This window comes from Amycolatopsis nalaikhensis (assembly GCF_030264295.1).
Taxonomy (GTDB): Bacteria; Actinomycetota; Actinomycetes; order Mycobacteriales; family Pseudonocardiaceae; genus Amycolatopsis; species Amycolatopsis nalaikhensis.
This window is the reverse complement of sequence record NZ_CP127173.1, coordinates 9,399,644-9,415,794: the sequence shown is the minus strand read 5'-3', so window position 1 is coordinate 9,415,794 and position 16,151 is coordinate 9,399,644. Positions and strand designations below refer to the sequence as shown.

Genomic DNA, 16,151 nt, shown 5'->3' with positions numbered 1-16,151 from the left:
GGGTTAGAACCCGAATCGCCACTCACGACCGCCGAGCCGAGTCCTGCCGCGACAGGCCGTGGGCGACGTCCAGGACCGTCAACGCCGAGCGCGCCTCGATGGCCGCCGCGGGGTCGCGGAGGTCCAGGCCCGTCAAGGTCTCGATGCGGCGGAGCCGCTGGCTGATCGTGTTGGGGTGCAGCACCAGCGCCCGGGCCGTCGCGGACCGGTCGAGGCGGTTCGCCAGGTGCGCGCGCAGGGTCTCCACCAGTGCCGTTCCGTGCTGCTCGTCGTGCCGGAGCAACGGGCCGAGCGTGCGCTCGGCGTACCCCCGCAGGGGCTCCGGGTCGCCGAGCCGCAGCAGCAGACCCGCCACGCCCAGCCCGTCCAGGGTGACGACGCCGCCGCCGTACCCCGCGACCGCCAGTGCGCCCCGCGCGGTGCGGTACGCCTCGGCGAACTCGTGGTCGGTGGGCTCGGACACCGCGACCGTCGCGGACGCGACGCCGACCGCCGCGGCCAGCGCCCTGCGCAACGCCTCCGCGGCCCGCGGGCCCGTCGCCGACTCCGGCCACAGCGCCACGACCGCGTCGCGGTGCTGGGCGACCAAGGGGCGCGGGGTGATCGTGGACGCCAGCCGGTTCGCTTCGTCCGTGGCACGACGGCGGGCCAGCGCCGCGCTGCCCCGGCCCGTCGTTTCGATCCAGCCGACCAGCGCCCGGTGCGCCCGCGTCAGGTCGTGGCCGAGCAGACGGGCGCGGTCGCGGAGCGCGTCCGCGCGGGGGTCGGCGCCGCCGAGCAGCTCGGCCAGCAGCTCGCCGCGCAGGTTCTGCTCGACCTCGAGCGCCGTCCGGCGGCGGAGCAGCTCGAGCGACAGCACCACCGACGCGTGCTCCAGGGCCCGCCGATCCACTGTGGACAGCGGGCCGGGGTGGCCGGGGAGCCAGACGCGCGCCGGGACCTCGCCGGAGAGCACGACGTCGGCGACGACGTGACCGTCCTGCTCGCGGACCAGCTCGGGACCCGGCGCCGTCGCCGGCCAACCTGACCCGGGTGGCTCGGCGGGCGGCCCGGCGGCGGCCAGCACCTCGCCGCGCGCGTCCTGCAGGACCACCGCCGTGTCGAGCAGGTCGTGGAGGGCGGCCGCGATCCCCGGCATACCGCCGACGCGGACGGCCACCCGGAGCAGGCGCTCGTGGATCCGCTCCGAGCGCGTCACCAGCTCGTGCTGCTCGCGCAGGTCCTCGACGAGCCGGGCGGAGGTGATCGCGATCGCGGCGTGCTCGGCGAGCAGCTGCAGGCGCCCGGTTTCCTCGGTGTCGAACTCGTGCACCGCCGAGCGGTAGCTGTTGAGCGTGCCGATGACGCCGGACGCCGTGACGAGCGGGACCGACAGCATCGACCGGTAGTCCTGGTCGTGCGCGACGCCGCCCCAGATGAACCCCGGCTCGCGCGAGATGTCGCTGACCGCGGCCGGACGGCCGGACCGGTACGCCCGGCTCGACGGCGCCCCGCGGTGTTCGTCGTCCTCCAGCCGGACCGGGTGGTCCGAGTTGACCCGGGCGACGTACGTGGCCGACAGCCCGCTCCACCCGGCGATCACCAGGTTGCGTTCGCCGGCGTCGGGCACCAGCACGCCGCAGAAGTCGAGCCCCAGCAGCTCCCGGGCCGTCGAGGCGACGAGGTCGAGGACCTCGCGCAACCCGCGGCCGGCGTTCACGGCTGAGGTCAGCGTGCCGATCGCGGCCAGCCAGGCGCGCAGCTCGTGTTCGTCCTCCACGAGCGCTGAGTGTTTCACAAGACACTGACCACGTCGAATTATGTCTTCGCCGACATATCCGGGCCCGCCTGGCCTGGGTCAGACTCCGAAGCGACCCACCCGCCGGATCGCCCCAGAGAAAGGGCCGGAATGTCGACGACGACCTCTTCGTCCCCCGTCCACGCGCAGCCCGTCGCCCGCCCCGGCCGCCCGGTGCTCGACCCCGCCACCGGCGCCGTCGTCCGCACGGTCCCCGACAGCTCCCTCGCCGAGGTCGACGCGGCCGTGGCCCGCGCCGGCGCCGCCTTCCTCGACGGGCCGTGGCCGTCGCTGACCCGCACCGCGCGCGGCCGGCTGCTGCTGCGGGCCGCGGACACGATCGAAGCCGCCGCCGAGGACCTCTACCGGCTCGAGACGCGCAACAACGGCCGTCCCGTCACCGAAACCCGCGCCCAGCTGTCCCGGGTCCCGGAGTGGTTCCGCTACAACGCGGGGCTGCTGGCCGCCCAGCGCGACGCGGTGCTGCCCTCCGACGGGCCGTACCTGACCTACCAGCGCCGGGCCCCGCTCGGTGTCTGCGGGATCATCACGCCGTTCAACCACCCGCTGCTGATCCTGGCCCGCAGCCTTTCCGCTGCGCTGGCGACCGGGAACACCGTGGTGGTGAAGCCGTCCGAAACCACGCCACTGTCCACTTTGGCCATGGCGGAGCTGCTGGCGGACGCCGGGATCCCGGACGGCGTGGTGAACGTGGTGACCGGCGGGCGGGAAGTCGGGGAGCGGCTCACCGGGCACCCGGACATCGCCAAGATCACCCTCACCGGCGGCACCGAGGCCGGCCGGGCGGCCGCCGTCGCCACCGCGCACCGGTTCGCCAGGGTGACCGCCGAGCTCGGCGGCAAGACCCCGATCGTCGTGTTCGACGACATCGACCCCGTCGCCGCCGCCGAAGGCGCGGCGTTCGCCGCGTTCGTCGCGGCGGGACAGTCCTGTGTGGCCGGTTCGCGGTTCCTGGTCCAGCGCGCGAGTTACGACCGGTTCGTCACGGCACTGGCCAAGCGGGCCGACGCGATCCGGATCGGCGACCCGTCGGACCCGGCCACCCAGCTCGGGCCGATGGTCAGCGCGGCACAGCGGGACAAGGTCCTGGCGCTGATCGAGGCCGGCCGCGCCGAAGGCGCCCGCGTCGCCGCCGGGGGCGGTGTCCCGGAGCTGCCCGCGCCCTTCGATGGCGGGTTCTTCGTCCGGCCCACCGTGCTGGCCGACGCCACGATGGCCATGCGGGTGGCCCGCGAGGAGATCTTCGGCCCGGTCGCCGTCGTCGTGCCCTTCGACGACGAGGCCGACGCGATCGCCAAGGCCAACGACAACCGCTTCGGGCTCGGCGCGGGGGTCTGGACCCGCGACCTGGCCCGCGGGCACCGCGTGGCCGACCGGATCCGGGCCGGGATGGTCTGGGTCAACGACCACCACCGGCTCGAACCCTCGCTGCCGTGGGGCGGGATCAAGGAGTCCGGCACCGGCCGCGACGCCGGCACGGAGTCCTTCGACGACTTCACCTGGCTCAAGACCGTCGTCGTGCGCACCGCGGCCGACGACGTCGACTGGTACGGCTCCGCCGCACCCGGCCGCCTCAACTGACCGCGTTCGACCTCCGGCAAAGGAGCCGTCCATGTCGAATACCCCCACCTCCGCGCCCGGGGCCTGGCGCACCGTCATCACCCGAACCCAGTGGCTGGTGCTGGCCGGCACCACGATGGGCTGGGCGCTCGACGGGTTCGCGGGCAGCCTGTACGCGCTGATCCTCGGCCCCGCCATGACGGAACTGCTGCCGCACAGCGGGATCGGGCCCGCTACCGGCACCATCGGCCTCTACGGCGGCCTGACCGTCGCGCTGTTCCTGTTCGGCTGGGGCACCGGCGGCATCCTCTTCGGGATTCTCGCCGACTACTTCGGCCGGGTCCGGGTCCTGTCCGCGGGGATCGTGACCTATGCCGTGTTCACCGCGCTGGCGGCGTTCGCCGACACCTGGTGGCAGCTCGGCCTGCTGCGGTTCGTCGCCGGGCTCGGCTCCGGGGTCGAGGCGCCGGTCGGGGCCGCGCTGGTCGCCGAGGTGTGGCGCAACCGCTACCGGGCGCGCGCGTGCGGCGTGATGATGTCCGGCTACGCGATGGGCTTCTTCCTCGCGGCCCTGTCCTACGCCGTCCTCGGCGGCCACGGCTGGCGGCTGATGATGGGCATCGCCGTGGCGCCCGCGCTGCTGGTGTACTTCATCCGACGGCACGTCCCGGAGCCGCCGGAGATCCGCGGCACGATCGCCGCCCGCCGCGCCCGGCGGGCCCGCGGGCAGCGCGCCGAGCAGGACCGGTTCGTCCTCGCCCGGCTGCTCACCCGGCCGCTGCTGCGCCCCACCCTGGTCGGCACGGCGCTGGCCACCGGCTCGCTGGTGGCGTTCTGGAGCGTGTCGACCTGGTACCCGCAGGTCATCCGGCAGGCCGCCGCGGCCGCCGCGCTCACCCCGGACGTCGCGAACTCCCGCGTCGCGACCGCCTCGATGCTGTTCAACGCCGGCGGGGTGCTCGGTTACGCCACCTGGGGCTTCCTGGCCGACGCGATCGGACGGCGCCGGGCGTTCCTCACCAGCTTCGCCGTCTCCGCGGTCAGTGTCGGGTTCCTCTTCCCCTTCACGCACGGCTGGGGCACGTTCCTCGCCGTGGTCCCGGTCGCCGGGTTCGGCCTCTACGGCGCGCTCTCCGGAATCCTGGTCTACGGCCCGGAGCTGTTCCCGCCGTCGGTCCGGGCGACCGGAATGGCGCTGTACAACGGGATCGGCCGGTACTTCACCGCGGCCGGCCCGCTGGTCGCCGGGGTCATCGCCGCTTCGTGGTTCGGCGGCGATCTCGGCCTGGCCACCACCTGCGTGGTGGGGGTCGGCCTGCTCGGCGCGCTCGGCCTGCTGTTCGCCCCCGAAACCCGCGGCCTGGCCCTGCCCGCCGACCCCGTCCCCACCCCGGAACCCAGCCCGGGTGCCGCGATCCCCGCTGAGGAGAAGCTCTGATGTCCCGCTACGCCCACGCCCGCGCCGTCGTGATCGGCGGTTCCATCGGCGGGCTGACCACCGCCCTGCTGTTGCGCGACCTCGGCTTCGAGGTCGACGTCTTCGAACGCACCCCGACCCCGCTCGACGGCCGGGGCGGCGGGATCGTGCTGCAGCCGGACACGGTCCGCTGGTTCGCCGAGCGCAGCCACCAGGACCCGGAGACGCTGTCCACCGCCACCGAGTACGTCCAGTACCTGGGGCCGGGCAACGAGATCCTGCACCGCGAGCGGCGCCGCTGGACCTACACGTCGTGGGGCACCTTCTACCGCGCGCTGCTCGCCGACTTCGGCACCGAGCACTACCACCTCGGCGAATTCGCCTGCGGTGTCTCGCAAGACGCCGACCACGCGACGATCCGGTTCGTCAGCGGCCGCGAGGCGGCGGCGGAGCTGGTGGTGTTCGCCGACGGGATCACCTCGGTCGGCCGCCGGGTGCTCGACCCGGAGTCCACAATGGAGTATTCCGGGTACGTCGGCTGGCGCGGCACCGTGCCCGAGCACACGCTGCCCGCCGACGTCCGGGGACTGCTGGCGGACGCGATCTCCTACAGCGTCGTCCCGCATTCGCACATCACGCTCTACCCGATCCCCGGCGAGACCGGGACCGGGCCGCGGGACCGGCTGCTGAACTACGTCTGGTACCGCAACGTGCCCGCCGGTGGCGAGCTGGCCGAGCTGCTGATCGACAAGCGCGGCTTCACCGGCACCGTCTCCCTGCACCCGGGCCAGGTCCAGGACCGCTACGTCGAGGAGATGCGCGCGACCGCCGCGCGGGTGCTGGCGCCGGCCGCGGCGGAGGTCGTCACGGCCACCGAGCAGCCCTACCTCCAGGTGGTCTCCGACGTCCGGTCGGCGAAGATGGCCGACGGCCGGATCGCCCTGCTCGGCGACGCCGCGTCCGCCGCCCGCCCGCACGCCGCGGCGGGGACCGCCAAGGCCGCCGCCGACGCCTGGGCGCTGGCCGACGCGCTGACCGCCGCCGACGGCGACATCCCGGCCGCGTTGCGGAAGTGGGAGCCGGCGCAGCTCGAGCTCGGCGCCCGGCTTCTGGCGCGGGTGAAGGAAATGGGCGAACGCTCCCAGTTCCACAACACCTGGACCCCCGGCGACCCGAACCTGCGCTTCGGCCTGTACGGCCCCGTCCGCTGACCCGAAAGGAACCACGATGACCGACACCGGTTTCCTGTCCGACCTGCCGCTGGCCGGTGAGCTGGTCGCCACCGGCTTCGCGGGCTGGAGCCCCGAGCTGCGCGCCGAGTTCGAGGCCCACGCCCACGACGGTGCGGTGGGCTCCCGGCTGCTCAGTGAGAACGACCGCGTGCGCGTCTGGGAGATCCGCCTCGCGCCCGGCGAACGCTGGCACGCCCACCGGCACGTCCTCGACTACTTCTGGACGGCCGTGACCGCCGGCCGCAGCCGCCAGCACACCAGCGACGGCACCACCCGCGAAGTCGCCTACACCGCGGGGGAGACCCGGCACTTCACCTTCGCGGAAGGCCAGTACCTGCTGCACGACATCGAGAACGCCGGTGCCACGGAGCTGGTGTTCACCACGGTCGAGCACCTCGACAGCGCGAACGCGCCGCTCCCGCTGGAGGGCGCGTGACCGGCGGCATCGACGTCCACGCGCACTGGCTGCCCGCGGACCTCTTCGGACTGCCGCCGGGCGCGCCGTACGGGCCGCTGCGCGACCGCGACGGCGAGCTGCACCTCGGCGAGGTGCCGTTGTCGATCGCCACCCGCGCGATGAGCGACGTGCCGTCGATCCGGGCCGACATGGCCGAAGCGGGCATCGCGGTTCGCGTGCTTTCGGCACCGCCCTTCGCGTTCCCGGTGGCCGGGCCAGCGCCGGACTACGTCGACGCGTTCAACGACGCGCTCGGCGCGGTCGTCGCGGAGTCCGGTGGCGCGCTGGCCGGGCTCGGCCTGGTCCCGCTGGACGAGGCCGCGGCGGCGACCGCGCGGCTCGACGGGCTGGCGGCCGCGCCGGGCATCGCCGGGGTCGCGATCCCGCCGCTGCTCGGCGGCGCATCACTGGACACCGGGGTCCTGCGGCACGTCCTCGGCGAGTGTGCCCGGCTCGGGCTTTCGGTGCTGGTGCACCCGATGCAGCTGCCGCGGCCCGAGTGGGGCGGCCACTACCTGGCCAACCTGATCGGCAACCCAGTGGAGACGGCGACCGCGGTCGCGGCCCTGCTGCTCGGCGGCGTCCTCGACGCCCTCCCCGGGCTGCGGATCTGCTTCGTGCACGGCGGCGGCTGCACCCCTGGTCTGCTCGGCCGGTGGGATCACGGCTGGCGGACGCGGGCCGACGTCCGCCGCGATTCGGCCCGCCCGCCCGGCGAAGCGGTGCGGGACCTGTGGTTCGACACGGTCACCCACGACCCGGCGCTGCTCGGGCTGCTCACCGAGCGGGCCGGGAAGCAGGCCGTCGTGTGCGGCAGCGACTACCCGTTCGACATGGCCCAGCGCGATCCGCTCGGGTTCGCCACCGGCGGCGGCCTGGACGTCGCGACGCTGTCGGCGAACGCCCGCGCCTTCCTGGGGCGGTCCCGGTGAGCGCGCTGTTCGAGCCGGTGCGGCTGCGGGGGCTCGAGCTGCCGAACCGGGCCTGGTTGTCGCCGATGTGCCAGTACAGCGCCGGTCCCGACGGTGTCCCGGCCGACTGGCACCTGGTCCACCTCGGTGCCCGGATCACCGGCGGGTTCGGGCTGGTGCTGACCGAGTCGGCGGCCGTGTCCCCGCAGGGCCGGATCAGCTCCGCCGACGTCGGCCTGTGGTCCGAGGAGCAGGTCGTGGGGTGGCGGCGGATCACCGGCTTCGCGCACGACCACGGGACCGCGATCGGCGTCCAGCTCGGACACGCCGGGCGCAAGGCTTCCACCCGCGTCCCCGGGCAGGGCCGGGGCACGGTGCCGCCGGAGGAGGGCGGCTGGACGGCGCTCGCCCCGTCGGCGTCGGCCTACCGCGGGTTCGCGACCCCGGCCGCGGCCTCGCCGGCGGACCTGGACGGGGTCGTCGCGGACTTCGCCGCGGCGGCCGGGCGGGCCGTGCGGGCCGGGTTCGACGCCGTCGAGATCCACGCCGGCCACGGCTACCTGCTGCACCAGTTCCTGTCGCCGCGGGCCAACCACCGCACCGACGCCTACGGCGGCTCGTTCGAAAACCGGATCCGCCTGCTCCTGCGGGTGACCGAAGCGGTCCGCGCGGCCTGGCCCGAGGACCGGCCGCTGCTGCTGCGGATCTCCGCCACCGACTGGGTGGACGGCGGCTGGACGCCGGAGGAGACCGGCGAGCTCGCCCCGCTGCTCGCGGCCCGCGGCGTCGACCTGCTCGACGTCACCACCGGCGGGCTGGACCCGGACCAGCGGATCCCGGTGGGGCCCGGCTACCAGGTGCCGTTCGCGCGCCGGATCCGGGCCGCCGTGCCCGGGCTGCCGGTCGCCGCGGTCGGGCTCATCACCGATCCGGAGCAGGCCGAGTCGATCGTCGCCGGCGGTAACGCCGACGCCGTCCTGCTCGCCAGGGAGGCGTTGCGCGACCCGTCCTGGCCGTTGCGGGCGCGAGCCCGCCTCGACCCACGCTCGCTGGCCGCGGCCTACCCGTGGCAGTACGGCCGCGCGGTACCCGAACCGTCCACAGTGGCCTGACCGACAGGAGCCGCGTTGATCAGCATCGACCACATCGCCGTCTGGTCGGACAACCTCTACCGCACCACCGCCGACCTGAGCCGGGCGACGGGCCTCGGCAGCGCCGACGGCGGCTATTTCCCCGGTCTCGGGCTCGGCCAGAAGCTGCTGTCCCTCGGCGGTCACGTCTACCTCGAGGTGGAGAGCATCGTCGACCACCGGATGATCGCCGAGCGGGCCCCGATGGCACTGGAACTGGAACGCCAGACCGCGAACGGGGACTGCTTCGCCGGACTGTGCCTGCGCAGCGACGACCTCGACGAGGTCGCGGAGTTCGCCCGGCACCGCGGGATCACGCCGACCGCGGACATCGCCGGCGGCAAGGTCCGGATGGTTCCGGCGCAGGGCAGCGCTCCTTCGGTGCACGCGCCGGACTTCCGGAACGCGTGGCTGCTCGGCAAGCCGAACCTCTACCACGTGCCCGACCTGGCGAACCACTCCAGCCTGCTGGCGCCGCAACCGGGCACCGGCGACGTGCGGGGGACCGGGCTCACCGCGATCGAGCTCGGCGGCACCGAAGCGGAGCTGAAGGACTGGCTCGGCGACGTCGTCGCGCCCGCGGACCTCGGCGTCGACATCGCCTACAACGGCGGGCCCGACGGGCTCTACGCGGTCACCTTCGGCACCACCGACGGCCCCCGGACCCTCCGCCTCAACCCGATCACTCCCAGGAGCTGACCCGTGTCCACCACCGTTCCGCACGCCCCCGCGGTCGCGAGATCCCGGAAGGTCCGCCGCGCGGCCGTTTCCGGCTTCTTCGGCAGCGCGCTCGAGTACTACGACTTCCTGATCTACGGGTCGGCCGCCGCGCTGGTCTTCGGCCGGATCTTCTTCCCGGACGCGGGTTCCACCGGCACGCTGCTGTCGATCGGCACCTTCGGCGTCGCCTGCGTCGCCCGCCCGTTCGGCGCCGTGCTGTGGGGCCACCTCGGCGACAAGCTCGGCCGGCGGCTCGCCCTGGTCCTGACGATCGGCCTGATGGGGGTCGCGACGTTCGCGATCGGGCTGCTGCCCTCCTACGCCTCCATCGGCGTCACCGCGCCGGTCCTGCTGGTCCTGCTCCGCCTCGTGCAGGGCCTGTCCGCGGGCGGCGAGTCGCCCGGCTCGACGTCCTTGACCGTGGAGCACGCCCCGGACGACCGTCGCGCGTACTACACCGGCTTCTCCATGAGCGGGATGCAGCTGGGGATGGCGCTGGGCAGCCTGGTGTTCCTGCCGCTCGCGGCCCTTCCCGAACAGCAGCTGCTGACGTGGGGCTGGCGGCTGCCCTTCCTGCTCAGCGGGGTGCTGACGCTCGTGGCCTACCTGCTCCGGCGCAAGCTCGAGGAGCCGGAGGTGTTCACGGGCATGCGGGAACGCGCGCCCCTGCCGTTCGTGACGCTGCTGCGCGAGCACGGCGTGGCCACCCTTCGCGTCGCGGTCTGCAGCACGATCAACGTCGTGGGCACGATCTTCACCATCTTCGCCCTCGCCTACGCGACCGGCACCGGAGCCGTGTCCCGGCCGGTGATGCTCGCCGTGGTGTCGCTGGGCAACCTGGGCGCGGTGGTGCTGGCCCCGGTGGCCGGGCGGCTGTCGGACCGGATCGGCCGCAAACCGGTGTTCGTGCTCGGTGCCCTGGGCTCCAGCCTGTCGTTGTTCGTGCTCTTCGGCGCGATCGACACCCGGAACACCCCGCTGGTGTTCGCCGCGGGGCTCGTCGGCATGAGCGTCCTGTACACCATGCCGGTCGTCGTCGGCGCGGCCTGGTACCCGGAGCAGTTCCCCGCCCGGGTCCGTTACACCGGCATGGCCGTCGGGCTGATGCTCGGCCTGCTCGCCTCGGGGTTCGCGCCGGCGCTGGCCCAGGCGCTGGGCCAGGGCAAGAGCACCTGGTACCCGACGGTGTGGATCTGCGTCGGCGTCGCGGTGGTGGCTTCGCTCGCGGCGCTGACGGGCCCGGAGACGTACCGGACGCCGACCGAGCGCCTCGGCGGGCGGTGAGCGCTACTCCCGCAGCCGGGGGTCGTGGGAGGGGTCGGGGTACATCGGCGGGCAGCCGTGCACCACGGCCTCCGGCCGCAGCTCGTAGTGCCACGGCTCGTTCGCGTAGATCTGGCACAACCCGTACTCGGCGCCGTGCTCCGACAGCCACGCCTGGGCCTCGGCGGGCCCGATGTCGACCGCGTCCCCCGAAACGTGGGCCGACTTCCCCGGCGTCGCCACCCACCGCGCGGCCGCTTCCTCGGAACCATGACGGGACACCGCCGCGGTGCGGAGGCCGTCCTGGTACGCCCGGGACCGCCAGCCGCCGTTCACCCTGAACTCCACGTCCGCGTCCTTCGCCGCCTTGCGCAGCGCGGCCAGCAGAGCCGGGTCGAGGTTGGCCACCGCCGGGACCTCGTCGTCGAACACCGTCGTGTCTTCGGGGACGGCTCCGTCGGCGGGGCCGTGGATCGGTCGCGTCATGCCCCGAGTCAAGGCGGCCGGGCGTCGCCGTCCCGTATCCGGTTTTCGATATGCCCGCGAAATGCCCCCGCTCGTAAGATCGGGATCATGCGTGTGCTGGTGGTCGAGGACGAGCCCTACCTGGCCGAAGCCATCCACGACGGCCTGCGCCTCGCCGCGATCGCCGCCGACCTCGCCGGTGACGGCGACACCGCGCTGGAACTGCTGAACGTCAACGCCTACGACATCGCCGTCCTCGACCGGGACATCCCCGGGCCCTCCGGGGACGAGATCGCCGAACGCATCGTCGCCTCCGGCAGCGGCATGCCCATCCTCATGCTCACCGCGGCCGACCGGCTCGACGACAAGGCCTCCGGGTTCGAGCTCGGCGCCGACGACTACCTCACCAAGCCGTTCGAGCTCCGCGAGCTCGTGCTGCGCCTGCGTGCCCTCGACCGCAGGCGCGCCCACTGCCGGCCGCCGGTGCGGGAGATCGCCGGCCTGCGGCTGGACCCGTTCCGCCGCGAGGTCTACCGCGACGGCCGGTACGTGGCCCTGACCAGGAAGCAGTTCGCCGTGCTCGAAGTCCTCGTCGGCGCCGAAGGCGGGGTGATCAGTGCCGAGGAGCTGCTGGAGCGGGCGTGGGACGAGAACGCGGACCCGTTCACCAACGCCGTGCGCATCACGGTCTCGGCCCTGCGCAAACGCCTCGGCGAGCCCGGCATCATCGCCACCGTGCCCGGCGTCGGCTACCGCATCGAAACCCCCGGCGGCGAAGACCGTGGATAGGCCGCCCGGGCTCAGCGTCCGCCTCAAGCTCACCCTCAGCTACGCCGGGTTCGTCATGCTCGCGGGCATCCTGCTGCTCCTGGCCGTGCTGCTGTTCCTGCTCTACTACCAGCAGCTGGGCCTGGAACTCATGCCGGTGGTGATGTCACCGCCCGGCCGGACCCTCATCGCCGCGTTCGCCCCGACCGCGGGCGCGGTGCTCCTGTTCCTGCTGGTTTTCGGGCTCGCGGGCGGCTGGGTGCTTTCGGGGCGCATGCTCGCGCCGTTGACCCGCATCACGGACGCGACGCGCGCGGCCGCCGACGGCTCGCTCTCGCACCGGATCCGGCTCCCCGGCCGCCGCGACGAGTTCCGCGAGCTCGCCGACGCGTTCGACACGATGCTCGCCCGGCTCGAGGCGCACGTCGCCGAACACCAGCGGTTCGCGGCCAACGCCTCCCACGAGCTGCGCACCCCGCTGGCCGTCACGCAGACGCTCCTGGACGTGGCCCGCGCGGACCGCGGCCGCGACCCGGGCGAACTCGTCGACCGGCTCCACGCCCTCAACGCACGCGCGATCGAGCTCACCGAGGCGCTGCTCCTGCTCAGCCGCGCCGACCGTCGGTCGTTCCCTCGTGAACCCGTCGACCTGTCCCTGATGGCGGAAGAAGCCACGGAGACGTTGCTGCCGCTGGCGGAAAAACGCGGCGTCAGCCTCGAAACGACGGGGGAGGAGACGGCCACGGTCGGCTCGGCGGCCCTGTTGTTGCAGCTGACCACGAACCTGGTGCACAACGCGATCGTCCACAACCTGCCGGACGGCGGCACGGTGCACGTCACGACCAGTGTCGACCCCGGAGCCGTGGTGCTCACAGTCGAGAACACGGGCAAGGAGCTGTCCCCGGACGCGGTCGCGACGCTGGCCGAGCCGTTCCAGCGCGGCACCGGACGCCTCCTGGGCGACCACGCGGGCGTCGGGCTCGGCCTGGCCATCGTCACGAGCATCACCCGGGCCCACGACGGAACGCTCACGCTCACCCCACGCGACGGCGGCGGGCTGGTCGTCACGGTGCGGCTGCCCACCGCGCCTCAAACCGTCCTGCGGTAGCTGTGCGAGGTCGCCGTCCGCCGGTACCCGGCCGCCTCGTAGAAAGCGTGGGATTCGGGGCGCACGACGTTCGACCGGACCACGACGGCGGGCACGCCGTGCCGTACCGCCCACTGCTCGGCAGCCCGCACGAGCGCACGGCCGAGCCCGGAGCGTCGGACGGCCGCGTCGACGACCAAGCCGGTGATCTCGACGTGCTCGTCCTGGTGCAGCACGAGCCGCCGTTCGGCGGTGACGCAGCCGTCGACGCGGGTGTCTACCAGGACCAGGTGGGTAGGCGACCGCAGGAGAAGAGCGAGACGCCCGGCCACGGCCTCGAGTTCGCCCGGATAGCCGAGCTGGGTCAGCAGCTCGGCTATCCGGGGCGCGTCTTCGAGGCGGGCGGGGCGGAACGCGGTCACGGGCGAGGACTCGCGTGGTCGATGGGGAAGTCGAAGTAGGTGTCCGGGTACGGTTCGCGGTCCAGGGTGTAGTGCCACCACTCGTGGTCGTATCGGCGGAACCCGCAGGCTTCCATGACGGCGCACAGGTGCGCGCGGTTCTGCGCTTCGATCGGCGAGATCCCGGGAGCGCCGTGGTGGGAGACCGGGTCCATGAGGTCGTGGTCGCCGCCCATCGGGGCGAGCTCGCCGGTGGCCAGGTGGTAGAGCGTCAGGTCGACGGTGCTGCCCCGGCTGTGCCCGGATTTGGCGGCCACGTAACCCTTTTCGAACATCTCGGACCGGTCGATGTTCGGGTAGTGCCGCGATTTGGTCCGCCCGTCCTCCGGCCGCCGGGACCAGCGCAGGAAGCAGTCGACGGCGCGTTGCGGGCGGTAGCCGTCCCACAGCAGCAGGCCGAACCCCAGCGCCTCGGCCTTTTCCCGCGCGCGTTCCAGTGCCGAGCACAGGGCCCGCGTGCCGACGACGCGGTTGGCGAGGTAGCCGTCGACCGGTTTGCCGGTGAAGTTGTCCCAGGTGGCGTACTTGGCGTCCCAGCGGATCCCGGGGACGCAGCCGTCGACGAAGACGAAGTCGCCGGTCATCGGTCACCCGTCAGGGCGAGCGTCACCAAGCGGTCGAGAACATCGGCCATCGACCGTCCCGCGGCGGCCATCATCCGGGGGTACCGGCTGTAGGAGGTCATGCCCGGCAGGGTGTTGACCTCGTTGAGCACAACAGTCCCGTCCTCCTTGAGGAAAAGATCGACCCGCGCGAGCCCCCGGCAACCCAAGGCACGGTAGACGGCTTTCGCGGTCTCCTGAACGAGCGCGCGAGATTCAGGTGAGATGTCGGCGGGCACGACGAAGGTCGAGTTTTCGGAGCCGGTCTCGGGCGCGTCTTCTTGGTGGATCCGGAAGAAGCCGTGGGAAAGCGCGATCCGGTCGACCTCCCCGGTGATCAGCTCCGGATCGTTCCCCAGCACGGCGCAGCCGACCTCACTGCCGACGACGGCTTCTTCGATGAGCACCTTGACGTCGTACCGAGCCGCGGTCTCGATCGCCTCGGCGAGCTCGTCCGGGTGAGAAACCTTGCTGACCCCGAAAGAAGACCCGGAACGGGCGGGCTTGACGAAGACGGGGTAGGTCAGCTCATCGGGATCGACCTTGTCCTCGGCGGCGACGATCCGGAAGGGCGGGGTAGCGATCCCGGCGGCTTCGACGACGGTGTAGGCGAGCGCTTTGTCCATGCACAGGGCGGAACCCGCGATGTCGCACCCGACGTACGGAATGCCGGAAAGCTCCAGCAAGCCTTGCACGGCCCCGTCTTCACCGAGCTTGCCGTGCAGGACGGGCAGCACGACGTCGAGGCGGATCGTCTCGCAACGGCCCTGGTCGAGGACGAGCAGCCCGTGCACGCTCCGATCGGGCGAGAGCACGGCGGCGCGGCAGTCACCATCTTCCCAGTTCGAGGAGGGATCGTCGCAGAGTTTCCAGAGGCCATCCCGAGTGATGCCGACGTAGTACGGTTCGTACTTTTCAGGGTCGAGGTGCCGCGCGACCTCTCGAGCGGATTTGACGGAGACGGGATGTTCTTCGGAAACGCCACCGAAGAGGACGCCGATCTTCACCTTAGGCACAGTGGTTCCCGCTTTCGAAGTTCAGACAGTTGATGAGACTGTTTTCGACGGTGTCGGTGAGCGCGTGGTCGGTGTAGTAGGCGGTGTGCGGGCTGATGAGCACGTTCGGCATGGCTTGCAGCCGCCCGAGAAGCTCGCTCCCGAGGGGTTTGCCCCGGTGATCGGAGTAGAAGATGCCTTCTTCCCCCTCGACGACGTCCAGTGCGGCGCCACTCAGCCGCCCGCTTTCCAGGCCCCGGACGAGAGCTTCGGTGTCGAGCAGAGCGCCACGCCCGGTGTTGACGACGTAGGCCCCGCGCTTGAGCCGGGCGATGCGGTGCCGATCGAGGAGGTGGTGGGTGTCGGAGGTGAGCGGGACGTGAAGGGTGACGAGGTCGCTGAGCTGCAGAAGCTCATCAAGGGGGAAGTAGTCGGCGGAGTTCCGAGGCCGGCTGTCATGGGCGAGAACCCGGCAGCCGAACCCCCGCAGCCGATCCATGACGGCGACACCGATGTTCCCGGTCCCGATAACGCCGACAGTGAGATCGCGAAGTTCTTTGCCACGGACATCGTTCAACCGGTAGTCGTGGAGATCGGCGCGCCGAAGGGTGGCTTTCGCATCCCGGAGGACCATCAGCATGAGCATCAGGGTGTAGTCGGCGACACTGTCGGGCGAATAGCTGACGTTGCCGACGGAAATGCCGAGGCTGTCGGCGTAGTCGACATCGAGGTGGTTGAACCCGATGCTCCGGGTGGAGATGTAGCGGACACCGGCTTTGCCGAGGGCGAGGAGGGTGTCGTTGGTGACGGGATGCTGGTGGCCAACGCTGACGCACCGGTTCCCGGAGACGAGATCGACATTGGCTTCGGTGACGGGAGAAGAGGTGATGGTGGGAATGACACCACAGGACGGCGCCATTTCCCGGAACAAGACGGCCTCATCCGGACCACAGCCGTACACGGTGATTCCGATCATGCCCACCAGTAAAGACGGAGGGACGTTGCCAAGACGTATGGGGTTTTGGATATACGGACGATAGGTGACCGGCAACGAACTTACGAAAAGAGCGAAGGTGGTCATCCCGTCGCCTGAGGCCGTCAAATCACTTTGAGCCAGGCCCGCAACTACCTCGTCTACTGCAGCCGAGCTACGGAGGCTTGCGGGCCTGGCTCAAAGTGATAGGCCTCAATCAGGCGACGGGATGACCACCTCGCGGCCCACCTCGAGTACGCAACAAGACTACGAGGCCCCGGCCATCCCAGAGCCTGCCCGTCCGGCGAGGAC

The 16,151-nt window shown here is 72.2% G+C and carries 16 protein-coding genes; 10 read left to right on the top strand and 6 right to left on the bottom strand.

Translation table 11 applies throughout. The annotated features are described in order from the left end of the window. Positions 1-22: 22 nt before the first annotated feature. Positions 23-1,759 (bottom strand): helix-turn-helix domain-containing protein, encoded by a 1,737-nt coding sequence (locus QP939_RS45670; RefSeq protein ID WP_285453077.1) that lies wholly within the window; start codon positions 1,757-1,759, stop codon positions 23-25. A 129-nt stretch (positions 1,760-1,888) separates the two neighbouring features. Between QP939_RS45670 and QP939_RS45665 the strand changes: the two genes are divergently transcribed. From QP939_RS45665 to QP939_RS45630, 8 genes are read left to right on the top strand one after another with little or no spacing between them, the layout of a single operon-like run. Next, entirely contained in the window at positions 1,889-3,379 is a 1,491-nt protein-coding gene (locus QP939_RS45665) for an aldehyde dehydrogenase (RefSeq protein WP_285453076.1), read from the top strand. A 31-nt stretch (positions 3,380-3,410) separates the two neighbouring features. After that, complete coding sequence (locus tag QP939_RS45660; RefSeq protein WP_285453075.1) at positions 3,411-4,796, top strand: MFS transporter; 1,386 nt, start codon at positions 3,411-3,413, stop codon at positions 4,794-4,796. Further along, positions 4,796-5,986 carry an FAD binding domain-containing protein gene (locus tag QP939_RS45655; RefSeq protein ID WP_285453074.1) on the top strand — a complete coding sequence of 397 codons (1,191 nt, stop codon included), beginning with the start codon at positions 4,796-4,798 and terminating at the stop codon, positions 5,984-5,986. The genes QP939_RS45660 and QP939_RS45655 overlap by 1 nt, the downstream gene beginning before the upstream one ends. Before the next feature lie 16 nt (positions 5,987-6,002). Then, entirely contained in the window at positions 6,003-6,443 is a 441-nt protein-coding gene (locus tag QP939_RS45650) for a cupin domain-containing protein (RefSeq protein ID WP_285453073.1), read from the top strand. Further along, positions 6,440-7,396: an amidohydrolase family protein gene (locus QP939_RS45645; RefSeq protein ID WP_285453072.1), complete on the top strand. Its 957-nt coding sequence runs from the start codon at positions 6,440-6,442 to the stop codon at positions 7,394-7,396. Before QP939_RS45650 ends, QP939_RS45645 begins: the two co-directional genes overlap by 4 nt. Continuing rightward, positions 7,393-8,487, top strand: coding sequence for an NADH:flavin oxidoreductase/NADH oxidase (locus QP939_RS45640; protein WP_285453071.1), 1,095 nt, complete (start codon positions 7,393-7,395; stop codon positions 8,485-8,487). The genes QP939_RS45645 and QP939_RS45640 overlap by 4 nt, the downstream gene beginning before the upstream one ends. Positions 8,488-8,502: 15 nt before the next feature. Then, positions 8,503-9,204 (top strand): VOC family protein, encoded by a 702-nt coding sequence (locus QP939_RS45635; RefSeq protein WP_285453070.1) that lies wholly within the window; start codon positions 8,503-8,505, stop codon positions 9,202-9,204. Between the two features lie 3 nt (positions 9,205-9,207). After that, positions 9,208-10,509 (top strand): MFS transporter, encoded by a 1,302-nt coding sequence (locus QP939_RS45630; RefSeq protein ID WP_285453069.1) that lies wholly within the window; start codon positions 9,208-9,210, stop codon positions 10,507-10,509. A 3-nt stretch (positions 10,510-10,512) separates the two neighbouring features. Here the strand turns inward: QP939_RS45630 and QP939_RS45625 are convergent, their stop codons facing one another. Continuing rightward, the gene (locus tag QP939_RS45625; RefSeq protein ID WP_285453068.1) at positions 10,513-10,974 is read right to left on the bottom strand and encodes a M15 family metallopeptidase; all 462 of its coding nucleotides are present in this window, start codon (positions 10,972-10,974) and stop codon (positions 10,513-10,515) included. Positions 10,975-11,061: 87 nt separating this feature from the next. On the opposite strand from QP939_RS45625, the gene QP939_RS45620 reads away from it, so the two are divergent. Further along, positions 11,062-11,742, top strand: coding sequence for a response regulator transcription factor (locus QP939_RS45620; protein ID WP_285453067.1), 681 nt, complete (start codon positions 11,062-11,064; stop codon positions 11,740-11,742). Then, the gene (locus QP939_RS45615; protein WP_285453066.1) at positions 11,735-12,829 is read left to right on the top strand and encodes a sensor histidine kinase; all 1,095 of its coding nucleotides are present in this window, start codon (positions 11,735-11,737) and stop codon (positions 12,827-12,829) included. The genes QP939_RS45620 and QP939_RS45615 overlap by 8 nt, the downstream gene beginning before the upstream one ends. Here QP939_RS45615 and QP939_RS45610 read toward each other — a convergent pair. From QP939_RS45610 to QP939_RS45595, 4 genes are read right to left on the bottom strand one after another with little or no spacing between them, the layout of a single operon-like run. Continuing rightward, positions 12,811-13,230, bottom strand: coding sequence for a GNAT family N-acetyltransferase (locus QP939_RS45610; protein ID WP_285453065.1), 420 nt, complete (start codon positions 13,228-13,230; stop codon positions 12,811-12,813). The genes QP939_RS45615 and QP939_RS45610 overlap by 19 nt on opposite strands. Continuing rightward, positions 13,227-13,853 (bottom strand): D-Ala-D-Ala dipeptidase VanX, encoded by a 627-nt coding sequence (gene vanX, locus QP939_RS45605; protein WP_285453064.1) that lies wholly within the window; start codon positions 13,851-13,853, stop codon positions 13,227-13,229. Before vanX ends, QP939_RS45610 begins: the two co-directional genes overlap by 4 nt. Then, positions 13,850-14,887 carry a D-alanine--(R)-lactate ligase gene (gene vanA, locus QP939_RS45600; RefSeq protein WP_285453063.1) on the bottom strand — a complete coding sequence of 346 codons (1,038 nt, stop codon included), beginning with the start codon at positions 14,885-14,887 and terminating at the stop codon, positions 13,850-13,852. Before vanA ends, vanX begins: the two co-directional genes overlap by 4 nt. Continuing rightward, entirely contained in the window at positions 14,880-15,842 is a 963-nt protein-coding gene (locus tag QP939_RS45595) for a D-isomer specific 2-hydroxyacid dehydrogenase family protein (protein WP_434219691.1), read from the bottom strand. The genes vanA and QP939_RS45595 overlap by 8 nt, the downstream gene beginning before the upstream one ends. Between the last annotated feature and the right edge of the window lie 309 nt (positions 15,843-16,151).

What these genes read in the sequence shown, in the direction of transcription:
- QP939_RS45665 (WP_285453076.1), top strand. Translation starts at nt 1,889, where the DNA reads ATGTCGACGACGACCTCTTCGTCCCCCGTCCACGCGCAGCCCGTCGCC.
- QP939_RS45660 (WP_285453075.1), top strand. Translation starts at nt 3,411, where the DNA reads ATGTCGAATACCCCCACCTCCGCGCCCGGGGCCTGGCGCACCGTCATC.
- QP939_RS45655 (WP_285453074.1), top strand. Translation starts at nt 4,796, where the DNA reads ATGTCCCGCTACGCCCACGCCCGCGCCGTCGTGATCGGCGGTTCCATC.
- QP939_RS45650 (WP_285453073.1), top strand. Translation starts at nt 6,003, where the DNA reads ATGACCGACACCGGTTTCCTGTCCGACCTGCCGCTGGCCGGTGAGCTG.
- QP939_RS45625 (WP_285453068.1), bottom strand. Translation starts at nt 10,974, where the DNA reads ATGACGCGACCGATCCACGGCCCCGCCGACGGAGCCGTCCCCGAAGAC.
- QP939_RS45620 (WP_285453067.1), top strand. Translation starts at nt 11,062, where the DNA reads ATGCGTGTGCTGGTGGTCGAGGACGAGCCCTACCTGGCCGAAGCCATC.
- vanX (WP_285453064.1), bottom strand. Translation starts at nt 13,853, where the DNA reads ATGACCGGCGACTTCGTCTTCGTCGACGGCTGCGTCCCCGGGATCCGC.
- QP939_RS45595 (WP_434219691.1), bottom strand. Translation starts at nt 15,842, where the DNA reads ATGATCGGAATCACCGTGTACGGCTGTGGTCCGGATGAGGCCGTCTTG.